Genomic DNA, 19,425 nt, shown 5'->3' on the forward strand with positions numbered 1-19,425 from the left:
ATTCCTTATTTAATTGCGTTACTCGCCTACACGTTGCTGAATTCTATCAGCAAACATACCGATACTGATCGCAAAATAATTCGATTTGTTCCAATGCAATAGCGTGCGATAGTTATTTGACACTAAAAACGCGCGTCCCAATTCACGATCCGGTCTCACCAGCCATAAATCCGTTTGAGAAAGTGCGGTCAATTTTTGCTGCGTTTCCGGCGTTTGGAATTTCAGGCTGACACCTCGATTTTGCCAATCGGTTAAGCGACGCTGTTTCCCCTCTTCCGTGCCGGAGAGTGCCATATCAATCGGCTGGTTCACCGTGACTTCAACGCCCCAAGGCAAATTCGGATTCCAGCCCTCTGTATGTAAATAATTGGCGATAGAGGCAAACACATCATAGTGTTCCGTCCAAATATTTTTCATGCCATCGCCATTTCCATCAGCGGCATAATTCAAATAAGAACTTGGCATGAATTGGGTTTGCCCCATGGCTCCCGCCCAAGACCCTAACATTTGGTGCCGTTGGATATGATCCCGTTGTAGCATTTTCATGGCGGCAATAAATTCTTTACTGAATAAGGCTTCGCGGCGACCATCAAATGCCAACGTGGCTAGCACGGATAATACGTCATACTTGCCTTGATAATGACCGAAGCTGCTTTCCATCCCCCACAACGCCATCAAATAATTTTTCGGTACGCCAAATCGTCGACTTGCCTTTTCCAGTTGCGGTAGTTGTGCCCAATATTTTGAGACCGCAATATCCACTTTATTTTGAGTTAACACACGATTTAAGTAATTGGTCGTGCCATTGGGATTGACCGCCGGCGGTGCATTAGGATCACGCTTACGAATTCGTCCCGCTTGTTGATCGTCCAAATCCACAGATTTTTGAATGTAGTTAATGTTATTTTGCGCCTTCAATACCGCCTCCGATACGCCTTCAGCGGCGGCTTTTCCTTTCAAGAAATTCACATAATCCTGAAAGTTTTCTAAGGTGCGCGGTTTATTGTAGCTCGCATGAAGATCCACATGATGAATTCCGTTGCCCGGTGCAGCAGAAGTGACATCACTTGAACAGCCGGCTAAAGAAAGTGCAGTCAAAATGGAAGAGAGTTTTAAAAAGGTTGTCAATTTCATCATATTATTTTCTCAAAAATGTTTGATAAATCCGTTGTAATAAGGCGGTTGGAACTAAGCGGGAACCAAAGCGCAAGGCAAACGTAAACAAGCCGGAAAATAAGCCTTGAATACCTAGACGGTATTTCAATTTAAACAAACGCCATTCTGCTTTGGCTTGATTTAAACCACGACGACGCCCTACCATACCATTGCCCACGCGGGCGTACACCAAAATATCCGGCAAATTCGCCACGTTTTGACCTTGTGCTACAAGCTTAATCCACAGGTAATAATCTTCCTGTAAATCTTCATATCCACCACAATTAATGACCGCACTTTTTTGATACGCCACCGTCATATGATTGAACGGACAACGCTTTTGCGTAAATTTCACAATGTCTTGCGCCGTTGTCGGCACATTGCGATACGCCACGATGTCGTTAACATTCTCGCCAAACTCAGCAATCTGCCCACCGAAAATAATCGTATCCGGATGTTGCTCAATAAAGGCCACTTGTTTCGCAAAACGCTCTGGCACACAAATATCATCGGTATCCATACGGAAAACCCAATCATGTGAACAATGTTTTAATCCTTCATTGAGCGCTTTGCCTAAACCTAAGTTTTTCGGTAACTTCACTAAGTTTAAGGGTAATTTGGTTTCGAATTCAGAAACCACGGCTTCCAATTCCGGCGTTACCGCACCATCAAACACCAATACGATCTCATCTGCTGGATGAGTTTGAGCCACTAAACTTTCAAAACATTCTCTTAAATATTGTGGATTTTCCTTAACGTATAAGGACATTAAAACTGAAAATTTCATATATCTCCGTAGGATGCAACTTATTGCATCAAAGTACCGACATAAAATTCGTGCAACAAGTTGCACACTACTTACATAAACCGTTTCAAATTAATTGCCAATTTCGGTGAAATTAAAACAACCAAGGCAATCACCAGCTGCTTAATACTTTTTGTTAATTTAAAAATCTCAAAATAGTAAAAAGCCGCTTTGCGGGATAAATTCATAATATGTGGGTAAGCCAACATATATTGTGCGTTGATGGCAAAATTCTTTTCTTGCTCTGCCGTTTTCACATAATTTTCACGGATATAATCAATCGCTTTTTGCGTATTAGTCGTATCCGTTGATACGCTAGAACGCTTCGTATGGAAGGTACAATAAGTTAATGGTTCTGCCACTTTGCACGCTTTAAACGTTGGATCTTGCACAAGTTTCAGCAAGAAATCATAGTCTTCCAATGAACGAAGTGCGGTGGATAATCCGCCGATTTTTAAAAATAGATCTTTTTTCACTCCAATCATCGGCATACCGCCGATTTTATTCGCCAGTAAAATTCGCTCTACACTAATCTCTTGTGGCTCAATCGGGTTGGTCACATAGCTAAAACCTTCATTCACCATTTCACATTTTGCAGGATGATAAACAAAGTTAACATCAGCATGCTCAGCAATCACATCGGCTAATTTCTGACATTTATCATTTGCAAAACGATCATCATCATCAAGAAATAACAACCAATCATTATCGGCACTTCTTGCCCCGATATTACGACTTTCTGCGGCACCTTGATTAGTTTCGTTACGAATCACTTTAACTACAAATGGATAAGATTGTGTCACTTCAACGGGTTCTTTTGAACAATCATCCACAATCACCACATCAAAATTATAGGCAGTCTGCTTGGTTAAACTTTCCAATAAGGCAGGAATTTCTTCTTTCCGATTATAAGAAGGCACGATGATACTAAACATCTTTCGGCTCCTGTTGTTTAAATAAAATAAGTTGTTTACCCTGAGTGCCAAAAAGCGATAAGAACATCAACATCACGAACATAATCCCCGGGAAAGCAAAGGTGTCTGCTTTGATGTTACAAAATGCCAAAATCACAAAGGCAGAAAGGATAAATTTCCAGCTGCCATCAAACCAATTTAAGGCGACTTTGCGCACAAAATAAAATGTCACGGCAAAACACACTAAAGCATAAGACACGCCACCATAAAGAATTTGGCGTAAGAAACCGGAATCCGTATGCCCATAATAACGGCCAACTTCTAACTCACCGGTCATGTACATACCATCGCCATAAATAAACTGCTTAAGTGTTGGCATGAAGAGATGGTTTTTCATCAAAGTATCGGTTGACGAACTGACAAATCCTGCACCGTGCAATAAATTAATCACGGGTTCTAACGCATGTGCCACATAAGGATTTTCAGGTAAGAAATAGGCCAGTAATAATACCAAAACAGCAAATGCAATGAGTGATGGCACATAACGCCATTTGAAATACACTAAAATGCTCACAACCGATAACAGAAGGAATGTACGTCCTGAAATCAACCCAATACATAGCATAAAAAAGACTAAAACACTTGGGAGCGTATTATATTTTGCATTGTAAGCGAGCAAGAAATGCAACAGCATTAAATAGAATAAACTCAGTTGGAAAAAGGCGGTTGCGGTGATGTTATATAGGCGATATTCTTGCTCTGAACCATAAAAACGTGCGGGCAACACCGCATTGGTTGAAAGCAAGAAATCAATCATAAATGATGCACCGAGTAAGCCAATCACGCCCACAATAAACTGCACCACAACACCAATTTGCAAATCTCTCACGAGTCGTTGTTGTCCATTTGCATTGGCATAGAATGCATTATAAAGTCCCACGCCAAAGAGGAATAAAATCAGCGCTTTCACATACATGATGATGACGGAAAGATCTTTTGTCCCATTAAGCAGTAACGGAATCACACTGAACACAATCAATCCACCTAACACGGCAAAACTGTCTAAAGGCAGAATGATGCCTTGCGGTTTCTGTTTTTTAATGTACTGATAAGCCAAAACAACCAGTGCTGCCAAGCCTGCGACGAATGACATTCGTACGACATGGAACAACCAAGGATCGTAAAGGTAAAAAAGGTTAAAAAGTGCGGTCATTTTTTACGTTATTTTCCCAAATTCTTTTTCACTGCTAAGATTTTTTTGAGCGGATATTTCATTAATTTCTTCACTAAATTATTGGATTTTGAACCGCGGATCGCCTCCAAATTACTTACTAATCGTGGATTTTCAATGGCCACAAGCGGACGAACCACATTGTTATTAATCTGGAATCGGGTTTCAAATAATAAGAAATCATCAGCAAGCCAAAATGGCTTTTCTTGTTCAAGTTGTTTTAAAAATGCACGGGCTGCCGATTTTTTAATTAAGTATGCTACCGTACCTGCAAAATAACTTTTATATGGATAAGCCACGGTGACATCACCAACTGTTTGACGTAAAAATGAGAAGGTTGTCGGATAATTTATTTCCAATTCCACATCATCAAATTCCGCAATTTTTGACTGCCCGATTAATACAATATCTGCATCACATTTTTCGGTTAAAAGTACGGTCGTTTTTGGTGACAAATTTACATTGAATAAGGCATCGTCTTCGCACACCAATGCATACTCGTTTTCCGTCACATTTTGATCTTCTACGATCTGACGATAAACCGCTAAATGACTTAATGTACAACCAATTTCGCCTTTTGTGACATTGCGCCCATAATGCTGTTCAAACTTCGTTGGATTGAACACTTCAGCCAATTCATCCCACTCTTTTTGCATGGTATTAATCGCTGAAAAAACCGCGAAATCTGCTGTATCGGGTTGTGCAAAAAACAGCTCACGACGCTGAATATCTTTATCTAGTGAAATCAAATATTTATTCATAATCATCTCAGTTAAAATCTATTTTCCGTTTGATTGCGTTAAGGGGAAATAGTTGCATAAAAGATTGCTGATTATACTAAAGAAATCTATAATCCCCCACCTATTTTACGGTAAAAACACAAGTTCGATTTTCCCGATGTCCAACAAAACCATTGCTAAAAACACCCTCTTTCTTTACGTCCGCATGTTGTTCAATATGGGCGCGATGCTGTATATCTCACGCGTGGTGTTGCGCGTATTGGGCGTGGAAGATTTCGGGATCTACAACATTGTCATGGGCGTGGTGATTTTATTCTCTTTCTTTAATGGCACCATGACCGCCACCACACAACGTTTCATTAACGTCGAAAAAGCCTCAAACGACAGCAAGCGCATCAATAAAGTGTTTAACATCAGTATTCTCAATCACTTATTGATTATGTTGGTTGTGGTAATCTCGGCAGAAACCGTCGGGCTGTGGTTCCTTAACCATAAATTAATTATTCCTGCCACGCGTATGCAAGCGGCCAATATTGTTTATCAGGTCGCCTTGGTGATTGCCTTGATTGAAATTATCAAAGTGCCTTTTAACGCCATGATTGTTGCCCATGAACGCATGTCTTTTTACGCCTGGCTGGGATTGGCAGAAACCGCCTTTAAACTGAGCGCTATCTTTATTTTGATGCATATCGAACACTACGACAAACTGATTTCTTACAGCCTCTTGTTGTTGTGCGTCAGCCTATTGGTGTTTACCCTTTATTTTCGTTTCACACGCAAGGCTTTCTACACGGAAACCCGTTTCCATTTTGAGAAAGATTTACATACCACCAAAGAAATGATGAGCTTTTCCGGCTGGATGCTGGTGGGACAACTCGCTTATGTAGGATCAACGCAAGGGCTGAATATGGTGACCAACCTGTTCTTCGGCGTTGCCGCAAATGCGGCGGTCGGCATTGCGACTCAAGTGGATACCGCCGTGTATAGTTTTGTGAACAACTTCCAAGTGGCGTTTAACCCGCAACTGGTGCAATCCTATGCGGCAAAAGACTATGAGCGAAATAAAAGGTTGATCTTGGGTACCTCAAAATATTCTTTTTATTTAATCGCGATTTTATCCGCACCGGTGCTGTATTTCAGTCATACCTTACTGACCCTTTGGCTAGGCGATAACGTACCGATGTACACCGATAAACTGGTACAAGCCACGCTTGTTTGTTCCCTCATCAGTGCTATGGCAGGATCATTCTGGATGACGGCGTTAGCCATAGGTTCTAAAACCATTAAACAATACAACGTTATCTTGGCGATTATCGATCTTTGCACCGTGCCGCTTGCCTATTATCTGTTTACGTTAGGCTACAATCCGGTCTATGCCTTTATCGGTAAATTCTGCACCGCACTTTTCATGCAGCTTTATCGCCTCTACTTTATTAACAAAAGAATTAAATTTAATCGCAAAGAATTTGTCTCATACTTAACAAATATCAGCCTGGTTTTCGCCTTATTATTAGGCTTAATTTATTTCTCGGATACACAGCGTACCTACTCATTCTTGGAATTTGTAGGAGAAGCTATCCTGCTTGAAGTTGTGTTAATTTCAGTGATTCTCGTAATGGGACTCAACAAAACTGAAAAAGACTTTTTATTTAGCTATTTAAGAAAAAGAGTGAAAAGATGAATCAACAACTCATTGATTTAAAAAACAAGTTAGCCCCGATTGCCGATTTAATTGAAGATAAAAACGACGTGTTTTATCTCGATTATCCATTGCATTTAAACGTGGGCGATTTATTGATTTATCACGGAACAGAACAGTTTTTTACAGATCACAATATTCGTGTCACCTTAAAACGCAGTGAATTTGATGTGGACATTGAAGAACTGAAACAAAAAATCACACCAAACACCACAATTTTGCTCCACGGCGGGGGGAATTTCGGTGATCTTTATCCGCAACACCAAAAAATTCGCGAAACGGTGATACAAACCTTTCCAAACAATCGGGTGATTGTGTTGCCACAAACGTTGTTCTATAAAAGCCAAGAAACGTTAGAAAAATCCGCCGCACTTTTTGCCCAACATTCGGATTGTCATTTACTGGCGCGAGACGAAAGAACGGCAAAAACTTTTGAACAGTTTTCACCAAACGTGTATTTATCACCGGACATGGCACATGAACTGTACGGCACGTTACCGACAAAAAACACTCAAACCGGACAATCGCTATATTTCTTACGCAAAGACATTGAAGCTAGTGATATCGAAAAAAATATTACGGCAAAATTGCCTGCCGGCAGCCATATCAAAGATTGGGATGACATTTTATCCGGTCAGGATGACTTCGTCTTGGCAGTAAGCTGGCGTTTAGCAAAATTTGCCAATCGGCACGATATCAGTTGGTTAAAAGATCTTGTTCATCAATACTGGAAAAACTATACCTTACGCATTGTGCAACGGGTAGCAAAAAACTTCCTAAGTTATGACAACATCACCACCACCCGTCTGCACGGACATATTTTTTCCTGTTTATTGGAAATTCCCAATGTGGTTTGCGATAACTCTTACGGCAAAAACACCGGCTACGCCAATTTGTGGACAAAAGAGCTGGATTTTGTCGAGTTTTATACTCAACAAAAATAAGATGTTGTGCATTGATTAATGGAATGAAGTCATGTTTGAACTTAAAAAACTCATCACCGCCATGATGCTACCGCCATTTAATATTTTGATTTTATGGCTATTCTCGCTTTTATTTTCATTCTTTAAATACAAAACATTAAGTCGCCTTTGTGCTTTTTTCGGTATTATGTTGCTCTATCTTGTTAGCATTCCCTATACGGCACAAACGCTAAAAGACAGCTTAGTCACTGAAGATCGTTTAACCTTAAACGATTATAAACAGGCTCAAGCCATCGTTTTATTGGGTGGTGGCGTGCGTGATAGCAAAGAACTCTACGCACCGCTTGCGTCTTCTGCCACACAACTAGAACGTTTGCGCTACGCCGCTTATTTGCAAAAAGAAACGCAGCTGCCCTTGTTGATTAGCGGTGTCAGTCCGACCGGTGCTTCAGAAGGTAAGGTTTCCGCCCAAGAATTACAGACGTTCTTTAATGTGCCGACGAAATGGCTAGAAGAAAAATCTTTAACCACCAAAGAAAATGCCTTATACACCCGTCAATTATTAGAAAAAGAAGGCATCCATAAAATCATTCTGGTGACGAATGAATGGCATATGCAACGGGCAAAACTCTTGTTTCAACAGCAAGGCTTTGATGTCTTGCCGGCAAGCGTAGGCGAAGGCATTACTCCGGACTCTTATGGATTAAACATGATGCACTTTGTGCCTCAAGCCGGCGCCATGGCAAAAAATATGCAATTACTGAAAGAGTGGATCGGTTATTGGAAAGAAAAATAATCTCATTTTCGACCGCACTTTGATTTGCCGAATACGCCCAAACAGGGCGTATTTTTTATCCCCTTTCTTTTGATTTTCGATCCATATCGCAAAATATGACACACTGCATCGCACTACGCTTATTGCTTCGGTAACGTTCTTTTTATTTAATGGAACCTGCTATGCGCCAAATTATCCTCTTTTTCAGCCTCTTCTTTTTTCACCTCATTTGTTACGCGGACAAACCTGACTTCATGCTTTTAGAGACATACAAAAACCAAAATGTGACAGGATGGGTGATGAGTGAAAAATTGGATGGTGTACGTGGCTATTGGGACGGCAAACAATTTTTTACTCGAGGCGGAATAACACTATCGCCACCAAAGGATTTTTTAGCGGAATTTCCGCCCTTTGCTATTGATGGCGAATTATTTAGCCAACGTGATCAATTTGCGGAAATTTCCTCGATTGTTCGTTCTCAACAAGATAAAGGTTGGCATAAGCTAAAACTTCATGTGTTTGATGTGCCTGATGCCGAAGGCAATTTATTTGAACGCTTAGCGCAATTAAAAGCCTATTTGGCACAACACCCAAGGGCGCCCATCGAAATTATCGAACAAATTCCTATTGAAAACTCACAACACATCTATCAATTCTTACAACAAGTAGAACAGCAAAAAGGCGAAGGCATCGTAATTCGTAACCCCAATGTGCCTTACGAAAGAAAACGCAGTTCACAAATTCTTAAATTAAAGACCGCACTTGATGAAGAATGCACGGTGATTGCCCACCATACAGGCAAAGGGCAATTTGAAAATGTCATGGGATCGATTACCTGCGAGAATCACCGTGGTCAATTTAAAATTGGTTCCGGATTCAAGTTGGAGGATAGAACGAATCCACCGCCTATCGGCTCACAAATCAGCTATAAATATCGTGGCTTAACAAACAAAGGCAAACCGAGATTTGCGACCTTTTGGCGACGTGTAAGTCTTTCCGATGAAAAACACCGCGCAGAGTAAGGCATCATAACAATCCGCGTCTTTTGACTTCCAACAGTTAAAATGGCATCATGCCAGCCTTATTTTAACGACAAGATCAGTAAGCTGCCTATGTACTATCAAGACAAAAGCCTCAATGCCCTTAAACTCGGTCAACAAACAAAATATGCAGAAAAATACGACCGCACTTTATTACAACCGGTTCCACGCCGATTAAATCGCGATCAACTCAACATCACCGCCACGCAACCTTTTACGATTGGTGCGGATATTTGGACGGCATACGAAATTTCATGGCTCAACCCGAAAGGCGTGCCACAAGTGGCGATTGCGGATGTCAGCATCGATTTTCGCAGTGAAAATTTGATCGAATCAAAAAGTTTCAAACTCTATTTAAACAGCTTTAACCAAACAACATTCGCCGATTTCGCCGACGTCCAACAAACGTTACAGCGCGATCTGCAAGATTGTGCCCGAGGCGAAGTCAACGTGCGGTTAAATTCGCTGGCGGATTACACCGCGCAACCGATTGTCGCCTTGTCGGGTGATTGCATTGATGCACAGGACATTGAGGTGCGGAATTATGCTTTTAATGCCGCCTTCCTGAATCATTGCACCGGTGAGCATTTGGTCGAAGAAACGTTAGTCAGCCACTTGCTCAAATCTAACTGCCTCATCACGCAACAACCGGACTGGGGCAGCCTACAAATTCATTATGTCGGCAAGCAAATTAACCGCGAACAACTATTGCGCTACATCATTTCTTTCCGTCAACATAACGAATTCCACGAGCAATGTATCGAGCGTATTTTCTGCGACCTTATGCAATACGCTAAACCGGAAAAACTCACCGTTTACGCCCGTTATACCCGCCGTGGCGGTTTGGACATTAACCCTTATCGCTCCAACTTTGAGCCACTGCCACAAAATGTAAGATTGGCAAGACAATAGTCAATCCATTTTGAAAACGCACCGCACTTTTGAATATCTTGCTCAAAGTGCGGTCTTCTTTTTACCTATGTATTGTCAGTAATCTTCTCTTTTTACGCCAATAATTCCGCTTTATGAGCGAAAATTCATTGCCAATGTTGAATGGCATTTTCAAAACAGCGTTTATCTTCTCACCACTTCATATGCTGAATGAATCGCATGATCTGCTACAAATAAAATAATCACTCGCTTAAGTAGATAACATCTTGAGAACACTAGATAATTAACACAAATTCACATAAAATGAGAAACTCAACTTCACTCACTTATAATTTAAAGGAGCCAATATGAAACTTCAAAATCTGACACTTGCAACAGCGATGCTACTCGCCTTAACCGGATGTGGAAGCAGTGGTGGAGGTGATTCTAGTGTCCCCCAAGATAAACCCTCTGTTCAAGATGCTCAAACACAAAAACAAGTAGATGAGGCTAAAAAAGCTCAAGCTGCTGAAAAAAATGCTAAAACTATCGCAGAACAAAAAACGAAAGAAGCTCGTCAAGCTCAAGCTGCGGCTGAACAGAAAGCAGAGGTAGCACAGAAAGCTAAAACAATCGCTGAACAGAAAGCTGAAGATGCTCAAAAAGCTAAAGCAATCGCTGAACAGAAAGCTGAAGAAGCGCGCCAAGCTCAAATTGCCGCTGAACAAAAGGCTCAAAATGCCGCAGAACTGAGTGCTGAAGAGTTACATAAAGTTCAAGAAATTGCCAAACAGAAAGCTGAAGAAGCACGTCAAGCTCAAATTGCCGCTGAACAAAAAGCTGTAGAAGCTCAACAAGCCCAAACAACCGCAGAACAAAACGCTGAAGCGGCACGTCAAGCTCAAGTTGCTGCAGAACAGAAAGCTGTAGAGGCCCAGAAAGCCAAAGCAGAAGCCGAACATAACGCTGAAGTTGCTCGTCAAGCTCAACTTGCTGCAGAACAGAAAGCTGTAGAGGCCCAGAAAGCCAAAGCAGAAGCAGAACAGAACGCTGAAGCTGCACGCCAAGCCCAAGCTACCGCTGAAAAAAATGTTGAAGAAATACAAAAAGCCAAAGCAGAAGCAGAACAGAAAGTAAAAGATGCGCAGAAAGCTCTAGCCGATGCTGAACAAAAAGCGCAAGGTGCCGCTGAAAAGAATGCCGAAGAAATACAAAAAGCCAAAGCAGAAGCAGAACAGCAAGTGAAAGAGGCACAGAAAGCCCTAGCCGATGCTAAACAAAAAGCTGAAGATGCACAAAAAAATCTCGCAGACGCAACTCAAAGTGTTAAAAATGCACAAGATGCTCTGGCTGCCGAACAACAAAAAGTAAAAGAAGCACAAGATGCCCTTGCTGCAGAAAAACAAAAATTTGAAGACGCTCAAAAAGTAGGAGAAGCAAGAGCAGCTAAATATCAAGCGCTTTTCGACTTGGCTAGACGAGCTGGTTTAGATAAAGGTACCTCTCATGACTTTGCGAACGCCAATTTAGATGCTGACGCGTCAGAATTACTATCTGCTCTAAATAAGGCGATTGACCAGGATCAATCAGAAAAACAAAAGCAAGGAATAGATCAGCTAAAAGGCATTTCTTCTGATGCATATCCGCAAGGCAAAATTATCAGTGAAGATATCTATCAAGTGAGCGAAACCAACAATGATTCCGTTGTAAAAAAAGTACAACGTAAAATGCTTTACAATCAAAAATATTCTGCAACTATCGCAGATTATTACGTTCAAGAAACTTATGACAAAGAAACAGGTTTTCTTAAAGAGTTTGATACTTTAATGGCGAATATCCGTACTCAAGGTCTGAAAACCCAAGTTGCAAATATTCCAACTGAAGGCACTGCAACCTATTTAGGAAAAGCTTTCCATGGGGCAATCAATATGACATTACCAAAACCTGAAGAATCAAATACCCCTAAGGTAATTGAGCGAGCAGGTACGCTTTCCTATACAGTAAATTTTGCTGATAAAACAGGTGCGGGAAGAATTCTTGGGTCAGGTGATCAAATTATATTGAACCAAGGTCAAATCTCAGGTGCGGGTATTTCATCTACCGCAAAACAAGCTGAAGTCTCTGGTACTTACTCTTTAGATTTCTTCGGTAAGAATGCGGAAGAAATTGGCGGTAAAGTCTCCTTTGATGGAAAAGATACAGTCGGCTTCGGCGGTACACGTGGCGAAATCCAAAAATAAACTTTTCCTTTAATATAAAAATGCCGTTTGAACCTCGGTTTAAACGGCATTACTTTCTAATCGACTATGAAAAAACTTCCCTATTTTATCATTCTACTTCCCTTAGTTACTCAAGCTGAAACCTTCCAAGCACCACAGCCTATTTTCTTTGAAAAGAATATCGTGCCGAAAACGGAAGAGCCACAGATAAAAACGCCGGAAAAATCTACCGCACTTTCAGCACCCATGACATTTGAATCCAATGACAATACCCAAACTAAACTGGAAAAACTGATCAACTATAGTGTGGTAAAACAACAATGGGAGATATTGAAACAAACGTTGCCGCTTTATCAATCGCAACCTCAGCACGATGTCACGCTATATCGTTATGCCCTAGGCGCAATGTTGCGGGCGGAGCGCAACCATAAGCAAGCGATTCGTCTTTATCAACAGATTGTTGATGAAAATCCTGAACTTGCCTACCCCCGTTTCGATTTAGGCGTGATGTTATTTGAAAATAAACAATATCGCCAAGCTAAAGCAGAACTTGAGCGTGCTATACCGGCATTATCCCCAGCCATGCAACAATTTACTCAGCGTTATTTGGAGACAATGAAAGAACGCCAAGGCTGGAAAGCGGATGTAGAATGGCAATATACCCAAACCGACAACGTGAATAACGCCTCATCCCAACAAGATATTTTGTTAGGTAAATTGCGCTTTAAAAAAGACAAAGACGCTTTACCACAAAAAGCACATGGTTTTCGTTATGGGCTGGGTTTAAGCCGTGAAATCAATGTCTCCGATAATCATTTTGTGACATTAAACGGTCGTTTTGGCGGCGTGCATTACTGGGATAATCAAGATTATAGTGAAAAATCACTTTACGCCGCATTGGGCTATCGCCATCGTTCCGCCTTACAATCTTTAGGATTGACGCCGTTTTTTGAGCAAAATTGGTTAGGCGCACCACGCTATAGCCAAAATTATGGTATTACCGCAGATTTACGCCGTGAATTGACCGCACTTTGGTCGCTCTCCGGCACGCTTTCCCACACGCAAAAACGCTATGCGGATGCCAACGTTGCACGCCGTCACAACGGTTATATCAATGGTGCAACGCTCTCATTAAGTTATCAAGCGAAACCGAATTGGTTACTTTTCGGCGGTGTGGAAGGCAGCCTAGATCGCAGTAAAGACAACGCGGAATCCTCGCTTCGTCGTGGTGTTAATCTCGGTACCGTCTGGCAAATCAAGGATTTTGCGACACGCTTAAGCATTCGGTATGTCAAACGTGACTTTCGGGCAAAAAACTTTTATTTTCCAACGAAAAAACGACAAGACAAGGAATATGATTTTAACGCCAGCCTATGGCATAACAAACTGCAATGGAAAGACTTTATTCCTAAATTAAATTATCGTTACCGCAAAATTGACAGTAATATCCCGGAATTTTATTCGCGCAAAAGTGGGGAATGGTTTTTGTCTGTTGAGCGTAGCTTCTAACCAAATGCGTTGAAAATCCATGCGAAAAAATGACCGCACTTTTGAATATCTTGCTCAAAGTGCGGTCTCTTTTCAAAGAGTTTTCTCTTTAGTCCACTTTGTCCATCTATCAAATCAATTTTTCTTACCTTTCCTCATCACCACCAAAATGTGATCTATCTCGCAGTTTCAAGTCTTGTCTTGTGTTCAAATTGAACAACAGTCCTCTTTTACGGACAAATGTTAAAGACCTGACGATAAAAAATCAGGTATCACTTTGATTCACAATGTAGAAAAAAGGAGAAAACAGATGGCAAAAGATCTTAATGTCTTTGACAAACACTACGGTTTACTGATCAATGGCGAATGGACGGATGGCTCAGAAGGCAACACCTTAACAGCCCATAATCCGGCAAACGGTGAAGCATTAGCCACGTTTATTGACGCCACCGATGCGGATGTGGACGCTGCCGTAAATGCCGCCAAAGAAGCCTTTAAAACCTGGAAAAATACCAGCGCAACGGAACGCGCTACAATCTTAAATAAAATTGCAGACATTATTGACGAAAATACCGAATTATTTGCCTTGCAAGAAACACTGGATAACGGTAAGCCGATTCGCGAAACACGCGCAGCAGACATTCCGTTGGCATCCGATCATTTCCGTTATTTTGCCAGCGTGATTCGTTCCGAAGAAGGTGTGGCAAACCAACTGGATAACGAAGACTTGTCCTTGATTTTACGCGAGCCGATTGGCGTTGTTGGTCAAATTATTCCGTGGAACTTCCCGTTCTTAATGGCCGCATGGAAAATTGCGCCAGCCTTGGCGGCAGGTTGTACCGTTGTGATTCACCCGTCTTCCTCCACATCATTGAGTCTGCTTTCCTTAGCACAAAAAATTAATCATTTGTTGCCGAAAGGCGTTTTCAATGTCATTACCGGCAAGGGTTCCAAATCCGGCGAATACATGTTACGTCACCCGGGATTTAGCAAACTGGCATTCACTGGCTCCACTGAAATCGGTCGAAAAATCGGTATGGCTGCGGCTGAAATGTTGATTCCATCCACCTTGGAATTAGGTGGCAAATCCGCCAATATTTTCTTTGACGATATGCCATTTGATAAAGCATTGGAAGGCGCACAAAAAGGGATTCTCTTCAACCAAGGGCAAGTGTGTTGTGCCGGTTCGCGAATCTTCGTACAAGAAAGCATTTACGATAAATTCATCGCGGCATTAAAAGAAGAATTTAAGAAAGTCAAAGTCGGCTTGCCTTGGGAAGATGACACGCAAATGGGTGCACAAGTCAACGGAAATCAGATTAAAGTGATCAGTAAATACGTGGATATTGCCAAAGAAGAAGGTTGCCAAATCATCCTTGGTGGGGGCAAATCAACCGACCCGGCATTGGCTCGAGGCGAATTTTTCCAACCGACTTTAATTTTGGCGCCGGATAACAAAAAACGCGTGGCACAAGAAGAAATTTTCGGGCCTGTCGCCGTAGTGATCAAGTTTAAAGATGAAGCAGATGTGATCCAAATGGCAAATGACAGTGATTATGGCCTCGGTGGCGCGGTGTGGACGTACAACATTAACCGTGCGCTACGGGTTGCACGCGCGCTCGAAACCGGTCGTGTTTGGGTGAACTGCTATAACCGTTTACCGGCCGGCGCACCATTCGGTGGTTATAAAACTTCCGGTATCGGTCGTGAAACCCATAAAATGATGCTTGCCGCTTATACACAGGTGAAAAATATCTTTATCAGCACCCGTGAAGAACGCGAAGGCATGTATTAATCTTTTCATTTCCAGTCTAAAAACAAACCGCACTTTGATTTTATCCCTTCAAAAAAGTGCGGTTTATTTTTAATGTGTTTTTACTTTTCGACTCACTCTTCGCTCAACAGCGCGATTTCCTGTTTTAACGCATACGGAATATGCCGAGGCCCACGTACCGCAGTGACACCGAATTGCGCCATTTTCGCACGGGGAATAAGACGCTTATCGTATTCTTTCAGACAACGAATTTTCATCACCCGTTTCACCTGTAAATCATCCGTTCGTTTTTGGTGATATGGAATGTTTACCTCCAATACCACACATTTATAGCGAATAGCCCCTGTAGGTTCAGTGACGTACATATATACAATATCGTCCACGGCAATATTATTGCTCTGCTTCCAGTAAATTTCTCCGCCTTCGCGCAAGTCTTTCTCTACATCATAATATTTCGGATTAGCCGGCACGATCCACTCCGTATAACGGGTGATTCCAAGCTGTTTTTTCACCTGTCGGGTAGCGGTGAGATCAAAACTAGCATTTAATAAAAACAATACAGTGTCTTTATCTACAGAGCCATCTAGCAACACCGTCAACCAGTGATTTTTGTTCATGTGATACGCTGGTAGGAAACCTGCTTGCGGCAAAAATAGGCTCAGCATTTCAGGGGAACATTTCACGTTCATCACCGGTAATTTCCCTGTGCCCTTTAGCCCCAATGACGATTTTTCGACATTCATCACAATGGCATACCATTTTCGATTATCGGTATGACGCAACACCGCATAATCTGGATGGGTCTTCCACAAATATTCCGGCTGAGTGCCATATTGGGTGAAGACATACTCGAAAACTTGCTGGGTTAGCTCAGACATTCCATGTTCCTCTTATTACTTTGATAACATCATTTTACGCCAACTTAGCTCTCAAAATAAAAGACATTAATTTCCACATCATTATTGTGCTTTTTAGTTCAACAGGCATATTATATTCCTTGAGAAAGGACTCCATCGTATCCCTCATTATCTGGTTTGGTATCGGTGGCTTATGGATGAAACTATTAAGTTGGTGGTAAAGCCGCATTGCGCTTTAGAGCTCACCTAAAATTCTTATAAAAAATAACCGCACTTTATTTTTCAACCTAAAGTGCGGTCACTTTTTTCAGTATTTTTAAATTAATCTGCGAGAAATAATGGCCCCATCGGCATTTTCGGTAACGCAAATCGGTCGGGATAAAGCACATTGACCAAATATAACCCTTCCGGTTTCGCTGTCGGTGCGGCAAGGGTACGATCTTTTTGCGCTAACAGCCAAGCTAACCATTCCACCGGTTGATTGCCGCAACCCACCTCAATCAAACTCCCCACAATGTTACGCACCATGTGATGTACAAAGGCGTTTGCTTGAATATCCACAACGATATATTGCCCCAGACGGCTCACGTTTAAATGATGTACATTGCGCCACGGCGTGTTGGATTGGCATTGCGCGGCGCGGAAAGAACTGAAATCATTTTCACCGAGCAACGCCTGCCCCGCCTGGTGCATTAATTGATGATCGAGTTCCAAATGACAATGCGTCACGCCTTGCGGCAAAATGGCTGAACGCAGTTTATTACAATATAAAATGTAACGATAACGACGGGCAGTGGCACTAAAACGGGCATGAAAATCATCATCAACCACTTTCGCCCATCGCACGGCAATATCATCAGGCAAATTGGCGTTGACACCAAAACTCCAGGCTTTCTCAGGGCGATTGGCAGTCGTTTCAAAGTGAATCACCTGCCCAGTAGCATGTACACCAGAATCCGTACGACCTGCACAGAAAATACTGATGTCTTCATTGGCAACGGTGGAAATCGCCCGCTCCAGTTCAGCCTGTACGCTGGCCACTTTTTCTTGTTTCTGCCAACCGAAATACTGTTTTCCGTCGTATTCCACACCTAATGCAATTTTCATGTTCTACTCTGATTTTACTTAAAACGGCGTGCATTATAACAAGGCTTGGCGGATCTCAAAAACATTCTAAAAACCCACCGCACTTTTGCTGAATTTCACACATAAAAAAAGCAGAGATTGCTCTCTGCTTTTTGGAAAAACGTATAAAAATTAACGTTTGGAGTATTGTGGACGACGACGTGCTTTGTGTAAACCCACTTTTTTACGTTCAACGCGACGTGCGTCACGAGTAACGAAGCCTGCTGCACGAAGTGCTGGGCGTAAGGTTTCATCGTATTCCATCAATGCACGGGTAATACCATGACGGATTGCACCCGCTTGACCGGAAATACCACCACCTTTAACGGTGATGTATAGGTCTAATTTATCAGTTAATTCAACCAATTCTAACGGTTGACGAACTACCATGCGAGCAGTTTCGCGACCGAAATAAACGTCTAATTCGCGTTGGTTGATAACAATCTTACCATTGCCCGGTTTGATAAATACACGAGCTGAAGAGCTTTTGCGGCGACCTGTGCCGTAGTTTTGATTCTCTGCCATATCCTAAAACCTCGTGATTAAATATCTAATACTTGTGGTTGTTGTGCAGCGTGTTGGTGTTCAGCACCTGCGTACACTTTTAATTTACGGAACATTGCACGGCCTAATGGACCTTTTGGCAACATACCTTTAACCGCAATTTCAATCACTGCTTCAGGACGGCGTGCGATCATTTCTTTGAAAGTCGCTTGTTTGATACCGCCTACATAGCCTGTGTGCCAGTAGTAAATTTTATCGCTGTCTTTGTTACCGGTTACAGCAACTTTGTCCGCGTTGATAACGATGATGTAATCACCTGTGTCAACGTGCGGAGTATATTCAGCTTTATGTTTACCACGAAGACGACGCGCTAATTCAGTCGCCAAACGACCTAAAGTTTTACCTGTCGCATCTACTACATACCAGTCGCGTTTAACCGTTTCTGGTTTTGCTACAAAAGTTTTCATTAATTAATTACCAATATAATAATATTAATACCCAGTGCTTAAAAAAGCACAACCAGTTATCTTAATCCTCACCCCTTCGAGTGCGATCTCGACAAAATAATGCGCGGTGGGAATCCGCAGCATTTACAGGGTCGGGCGATTATACAGAAAATTTCACCGAAAAGCTAACGGTTTTGCAGGGAAAATACGATAAATTTTGACCGCACTTTGTCTTTTTATTCGTCATCGTCAAATAAAAAATCTAGGGTTTGCGTCCTAACAGGCAAATCACGGAACTGGCGCCAACATGACGGCTGCCTTCATTCATTTCTCGTACATCGTGTTCTGCCAGCAACCATTCCAAGCCCGATAACGCTTGTTGCATCTCCGCTAAGGTACCGAGCATTTCAACATGGCTAGGCCCGCCGGTGCCATAACGAAGTTGATCGGGATGATAAAACACACCGGCAAACAAGCCGCCTGGTTGCAAGGCATTCACAATACGTTGCATGATTTGGGTTCGTTCCGGTTCCATAAAATGACAAAAGACAGACGTAATCACTGCATAATGCGCCGTAGGCATCGTCATGTCAGCAATATTTGCCAATCTTGTCGTGAAGGGCACCTGATACTGATGCGCCAATGCTTGCGCTTTTCGCAATCCAACTTGAGACAAATCCACGCCCTCCGTTTCTAATCCGTGACGGGCTAAAAAGATGCCATTACGCCCTTCTCCCGTGGCAAGATCTAAGGCTCTTCCTGAGGTTGGCAAGTAAGGCTGAATTCTAGCGATAAATTCATTGGGTTCCGTGCCGAAAATATATTCTTCCGTTTGGTAACGCTCATCCCATTTTGTCATG

General features: G+C 42.1%; 18 protein-coding genes. 8 read left to right on the forward strand and 10 right to left on the reverse strand.

Translation table 11 applies throughout. From position 1 onward, the window contains the following. Window positions 1–18: 18 nt before the first annotated feature. From Q0203_RS06880 to Q0203_RS06900, 5 genes are all read right to left on the reverse strand, one after another. Window positions 19–1,137, reverse strand: a complete 1,119-nt coding sequence (locus Q0203_RS06880; RefSeq protein ID WP_297930731.1) for a lytic murein transglycosylase — start codon at window positions 1,135–1,137, stop codon at window positions 19–21. A 1-nt stretch (window position 1,138) separates the two neighbouring features. Beyond that, window positions 1,139–1,942 (reverse strand): glycosyltransferase, encoded by an 804-nt coding sequence (locus Q0203_RS06885; protein ID WP_297930733.1) that lies wholly within the window; start codon window positions 1,940–1,942, stop codon window positions 1,139–1,141. A 71-nt stretch (window positions 1,943–2,013) separates the two neighbouring features. Then, window positions 2,014–2,895 carry a glycosyltransferase family 2 protein gene (locus Q0203_RS06890; protein ID WP_297930735.1) on the reverse strand — a complete coding sequence of 294 codons (882 nt, stop codon included), beginning with the start codon at window positions 2,893–2,895 and terminating at the stop codon, window positions 2,014–2,016. Beyond that, window positions 2,888–4,087, reverse strand: a complete 1,200-nt coding sequence (locus tag Q0203_RS06895) for a hypothetical protein (protein WP_297930736.1) — start codon at window positions 4,085–4,087, stop codon at window positions 2,888–2,890. Before Q0203_RS06895 ends, Q0203_RS06890 begins: the two co-directional genes overlap by 8 nt. Before the next feature lie 8 nt (window positions 4,088–4,095). Next, the gene (locus Q0203_RS06900; protein ID WP_297930738.1) at window positions 4,096–4,866 is read right to left on the reverse strand and encodes a glycosyltransferase family 25 protein; all 771 of its coding nucleotides are present in this window, start codon (window positions 4,864–4,866) and stop codon (window positions 4,096–4,098) included. Between the two features lie 136 nt (window positions 4,867–5,002). Between Q0203_RS06900 and Q0203_RS06905 the strand changes: the two genes are divergently transcribed. From Q0203_RS06905 to Q0203_RS06940, 8 genes are all read left to right on the forward strand, one after another. Next, window positions 5,003–6,526 carry an oligosaccharide flippase family protein gene (locus Q0203_RS06905; RefSeq protein WP_297930740.1) on the forward strand — a complete coding sequence of 508 codons (1,524 nt, stop codon included), beginning with the start codon at window positions 5,003–5,005 and terminating at the stop codon, window positions 6,524–6,526. Then, window positions 6,523–7,488 carry a polysaccharide pyruvyl transferase family protein gene (locus Q0203_RS06910; RefSeq protein ID WP_297930742.1) on the forward strand — a complete coding sequence of 322 codons (966 nt, stop codon included), beginning with the start codon at window positions 6,523–6,525 and terminating at the stop codon, window positions 7,486–7,488. The genes Q0203_RS06905 and Q0203_RS06910 overlap by 4 nt, the downstream gene beginning before the upstream one ends. A 31-nt stretch (window positions 7,489–7,519) precedes the next feature. After that, window positions 7,520–8,263: a YdcF family protein gene (locus tag Q0203_RS06915; protein WP_297930744.1), complete on the forward strand. Its 744-nt coding sequence runs from the start codon at window positions 7,520–7,522 to the stop codon at window positions 8,261–8,263. A gap of 161 nt (window positions 8,264–8,424) precedes the next feature. Beyond that, window positions 8,425–9,264: a DNA ligase gene (locus tag Q0203_RS06920; protein ID WP_297930746.1), complete on the forward strand. Its 840-nt coding sequence runs from the start codon at window positions 8,425–8,427 to the stop codon at window positions 9,262–9,264. Between the two features lie 90 nt (window positions 9,265–9,354). After that, the gene (gene queF / locus Q0203_RS06925; protein WP_297930748.1) at window positions 9,355–10,194 is read left to right on the forward strand and encodes an NADPH-dependent 7-cyano-7-deazaguanine reductase QueF; all 840 of its coding nucleotides are present in this window, start codon (window positions 9,355–9,357) and stop codon (window positions 10,192–10,194) included. Between the two features lie 326 nt (window positions 10,195–10,520). After that, window positions 10,521–12,392 carry a Slam-dependent surface lipoprotein gene (locus Q0203_RS06930; RefSeq protein ID WP_297930750.1) on the forward strand — a complete coding sequence of 624 codons (1,872 nt, stop codon included), beginning with the start codon at window positions 10,521–10,523 and terminating at the stop codon, window positions 12,390–12,392. Window positions 12,393–12,458: 66 nt separating this feature from the next. Continuing rightward, window positions 12,459–13,880, forward strand: a complete 1,422-nt coding sequence (locus Q0203_RS06935) for a porin family protein (protein ID WP_297930753.1) — start codon at window positions 12,459–12,461, stop codon at window positions 13,878–13,880. Window positions 13,881–14,169: 289 nt separating this feature from the next. Further along, on the forward strand, window positions 14,170–15,654 hold the full coding sequence (locus Q0203_RS06940) for an aldehyde dehydrogenase family protein (RefSeq protein WP_297930755.1): 1,485 nt from the start codon (window positions 14,170–14,172) through the stop codon (window positions 15,652–15,654). Between the two features lie 92 nt (window positions 15,655–15,746). Here the strand turns inward: Q0203_RS06940 and Q0203_RS06945 are convergent, their stop codons facing one another. From Q0203_RS06945 to Q0203_RS06965, 5 genes are all read right to left on the reverse strand, one after another. Further along, complete coding sequence (locus Q0203_RS06945) at window positions 15,747–16,511, reverse strand: MmcQ/YjbR family DNA-binding protein (RefSeq protein ID WP_297930757.1); 765 nt, start codon at window positions 16,509–16,511, stop codon at window positions 15,747–15,749. A 300-nt stretch (window positions 16,512–16,811) separates the two neighbouring features. Beyond that, window positions 16,812–17,597: a tRNA pseudouridine(38-40) synthase TruA gene (truA, locus tag Q0203_RS06950; RefSeq protein WP_297930759.1), complete on the reverse strand. Its 786-nt coding sequence runs from the start codon at window positions 17,595–17,597 to the stop codon at window positions 16,812–16,814. 150 nt (window positions 17,598–17,747) lie between these two features. Further along, window positions 17,748–18,140, reverse strand: coding sequence for a 30S ribosomal protein S9 (gene rpsI / locus Q0203_RS06955; RefSeq protein ID WP_006718334.1), 393 nt, complete (start codon window positions 18,138–18,140; stop codon window positions 17,748–17,750). A 17-nt stretch (window positions 18,141–18,157) separates the two neighbouring features. After that, the gene (gene rplM / locus Q0203_RS06960; protein ID WP_006718336.1) at window positions 18,158–18,586 is read right to left on the reverse strand and encodes a 50S ribosomal protein L13; all 429 of its coding nucleotides are present in this window, start codon (window positions 18,584–18,586) and stop codon (window positions 18,158–18,160) included. Window positions 18,587–18,827: 241 nt separating this feature from the next. Next, the gene (locus tag Q0203_RS06965; RefSeq protein ID WP_288677714.1) at window positions 18,828–19,424 is read right to left on the reverse strand and encodes a class I SAM-dependent methyltransferase; all 597 of its coding nucleotides are present in this window, start codon (window positions 19,422–19,424) and stop codon (window positions 18,828–18,830) included. Window position 19,425 lies beyond the last annotated feature (1 nt).

It is taken from the genome of uncultured Aggregatibacter sp. (assembly GCF_938046485.1).
Lineage (GTDB): Bacteria > Pseudomonadota > Gammaproteobacteria > Enterobacterales > Pasteurellaceae > Aggregatibacter.

Coding starts and splice junctions, on each gene's coding strand:
- Q0203_RS06935 (WP_297930753.1), top strand. CDS start 12,459: ATGAAAAAACTTCCCTATTTTATCATTCTACTTCCCTTAGTTACTCAA.
- Q0203_RS06945 (WP_297930757.1), bottom strand. CDS start 16,511: ATGTCTGAGCTAACCCAGCAAGTTTTCGAGTATGTCTTCACCCAATAT.
- Q0203_RS06965 (WP_288677714.1), bottom strand. CDS start 19,424: ATGACAAAATGGGATGAGCGTTACCAAACGGAAGAATATATTTTCGGC.
- rpsI (WP_006718334.1), bottom strand. CDS start 18,140: ATGGCAGAGAATCAAAACTACGGCACAGGTCGCCGCAAAAGCTCTTCA.
- queF (WP_297930748.1), top strand. CDS start 9,355: ATGTACTATCAAGACAAAAGCCTCAATGCCCTTAAACTCGGTCAACAA.
- Q0203_RS06900 (WP_297930738.1), bottom strand. CDS start 4,866: ATGAATAAATATTTGATTTCACTAGATAAAGATATTCAGCGTCGTGAG.
- Q0203_RS06895 (WP_297930736.1), bottom strand. CDS start 4,087: ATGACCGCACTTTTTAACCTTTTTTACCTTTACGATCCTTGGTTGTTC.
- truA (WP_297930759.1), bottom strand. CDS start 17,597: ATGAAAATTGCATTAGGTGTGGAATACGACGGAAAACAGTATTTCGGT.
- Q0203_RS06880 (WP_297930731.1), bottom strand. CDS start 1,137: ATGATGAAATTGACAACCTTTTTAAAACTCTCTTCCATTTTGACTGCA.
- Q0203_RS06915 (WP_297930744.1), top strand. CDS start 7,520: ATGTTTGAACTTAAAAAACTCATCACCGCCATGATGCTACCGCCATTT.
- Q0203_RS06910 (WP_297930742.1), top strand. CDS start 6,523: ATGAATCAACAACTCATTGATTTAAAAAACAAGTTAGCCCCGATTGCC.
- Q0203_RS06905 (WP_297930740.1), top strand. CDS start 5,003: ATGTCCAACAAAACCATTGCTAAAAACACCCTCTTTCTTTACGTCCGC.
- Q0203_RS06940 (WP_297930755.1), top strand. CDS start 14,170: ATGGCAAAAGATCTTAATGTCTTTGACAAACACTACGGTTTACTGATC.
- Q0203_RS06920 (WP_297930746.1), top strand. CDS start 8,425: ATGCGCCAAATTATCCTCTTTTTCAGCCTCTTCTTTTTTCACCTCATT.
- Q0203_RS06885 (WP_297930733.1), bottom strand. CDS start 1,942: ATGAAATTTTCAGTTTTAATGTCCTTATACGTTAAGGAAAATCCACAA.
- Q0203_RS06930 (WP_297930750.1), top strand. CDS start 10,521: ATGAAACTTCAAAATCTGACACTTGCAACAGCGATGCTACTCGCCTTA.
- Q0203_RS06890 (WP_297930735.1), bottom strand. CDS start 2,895: ATGTTTAGTATCATCGTGCCTTCTTATAATCGGAAAGAAGAAATTCCT.
- rplM (WP_006718336.1), bottom strand. CDS start 18,586: ATGAAAACTTTTGTAGCAAAACCAGAAACGGTTAAACGCGACTGGTAT.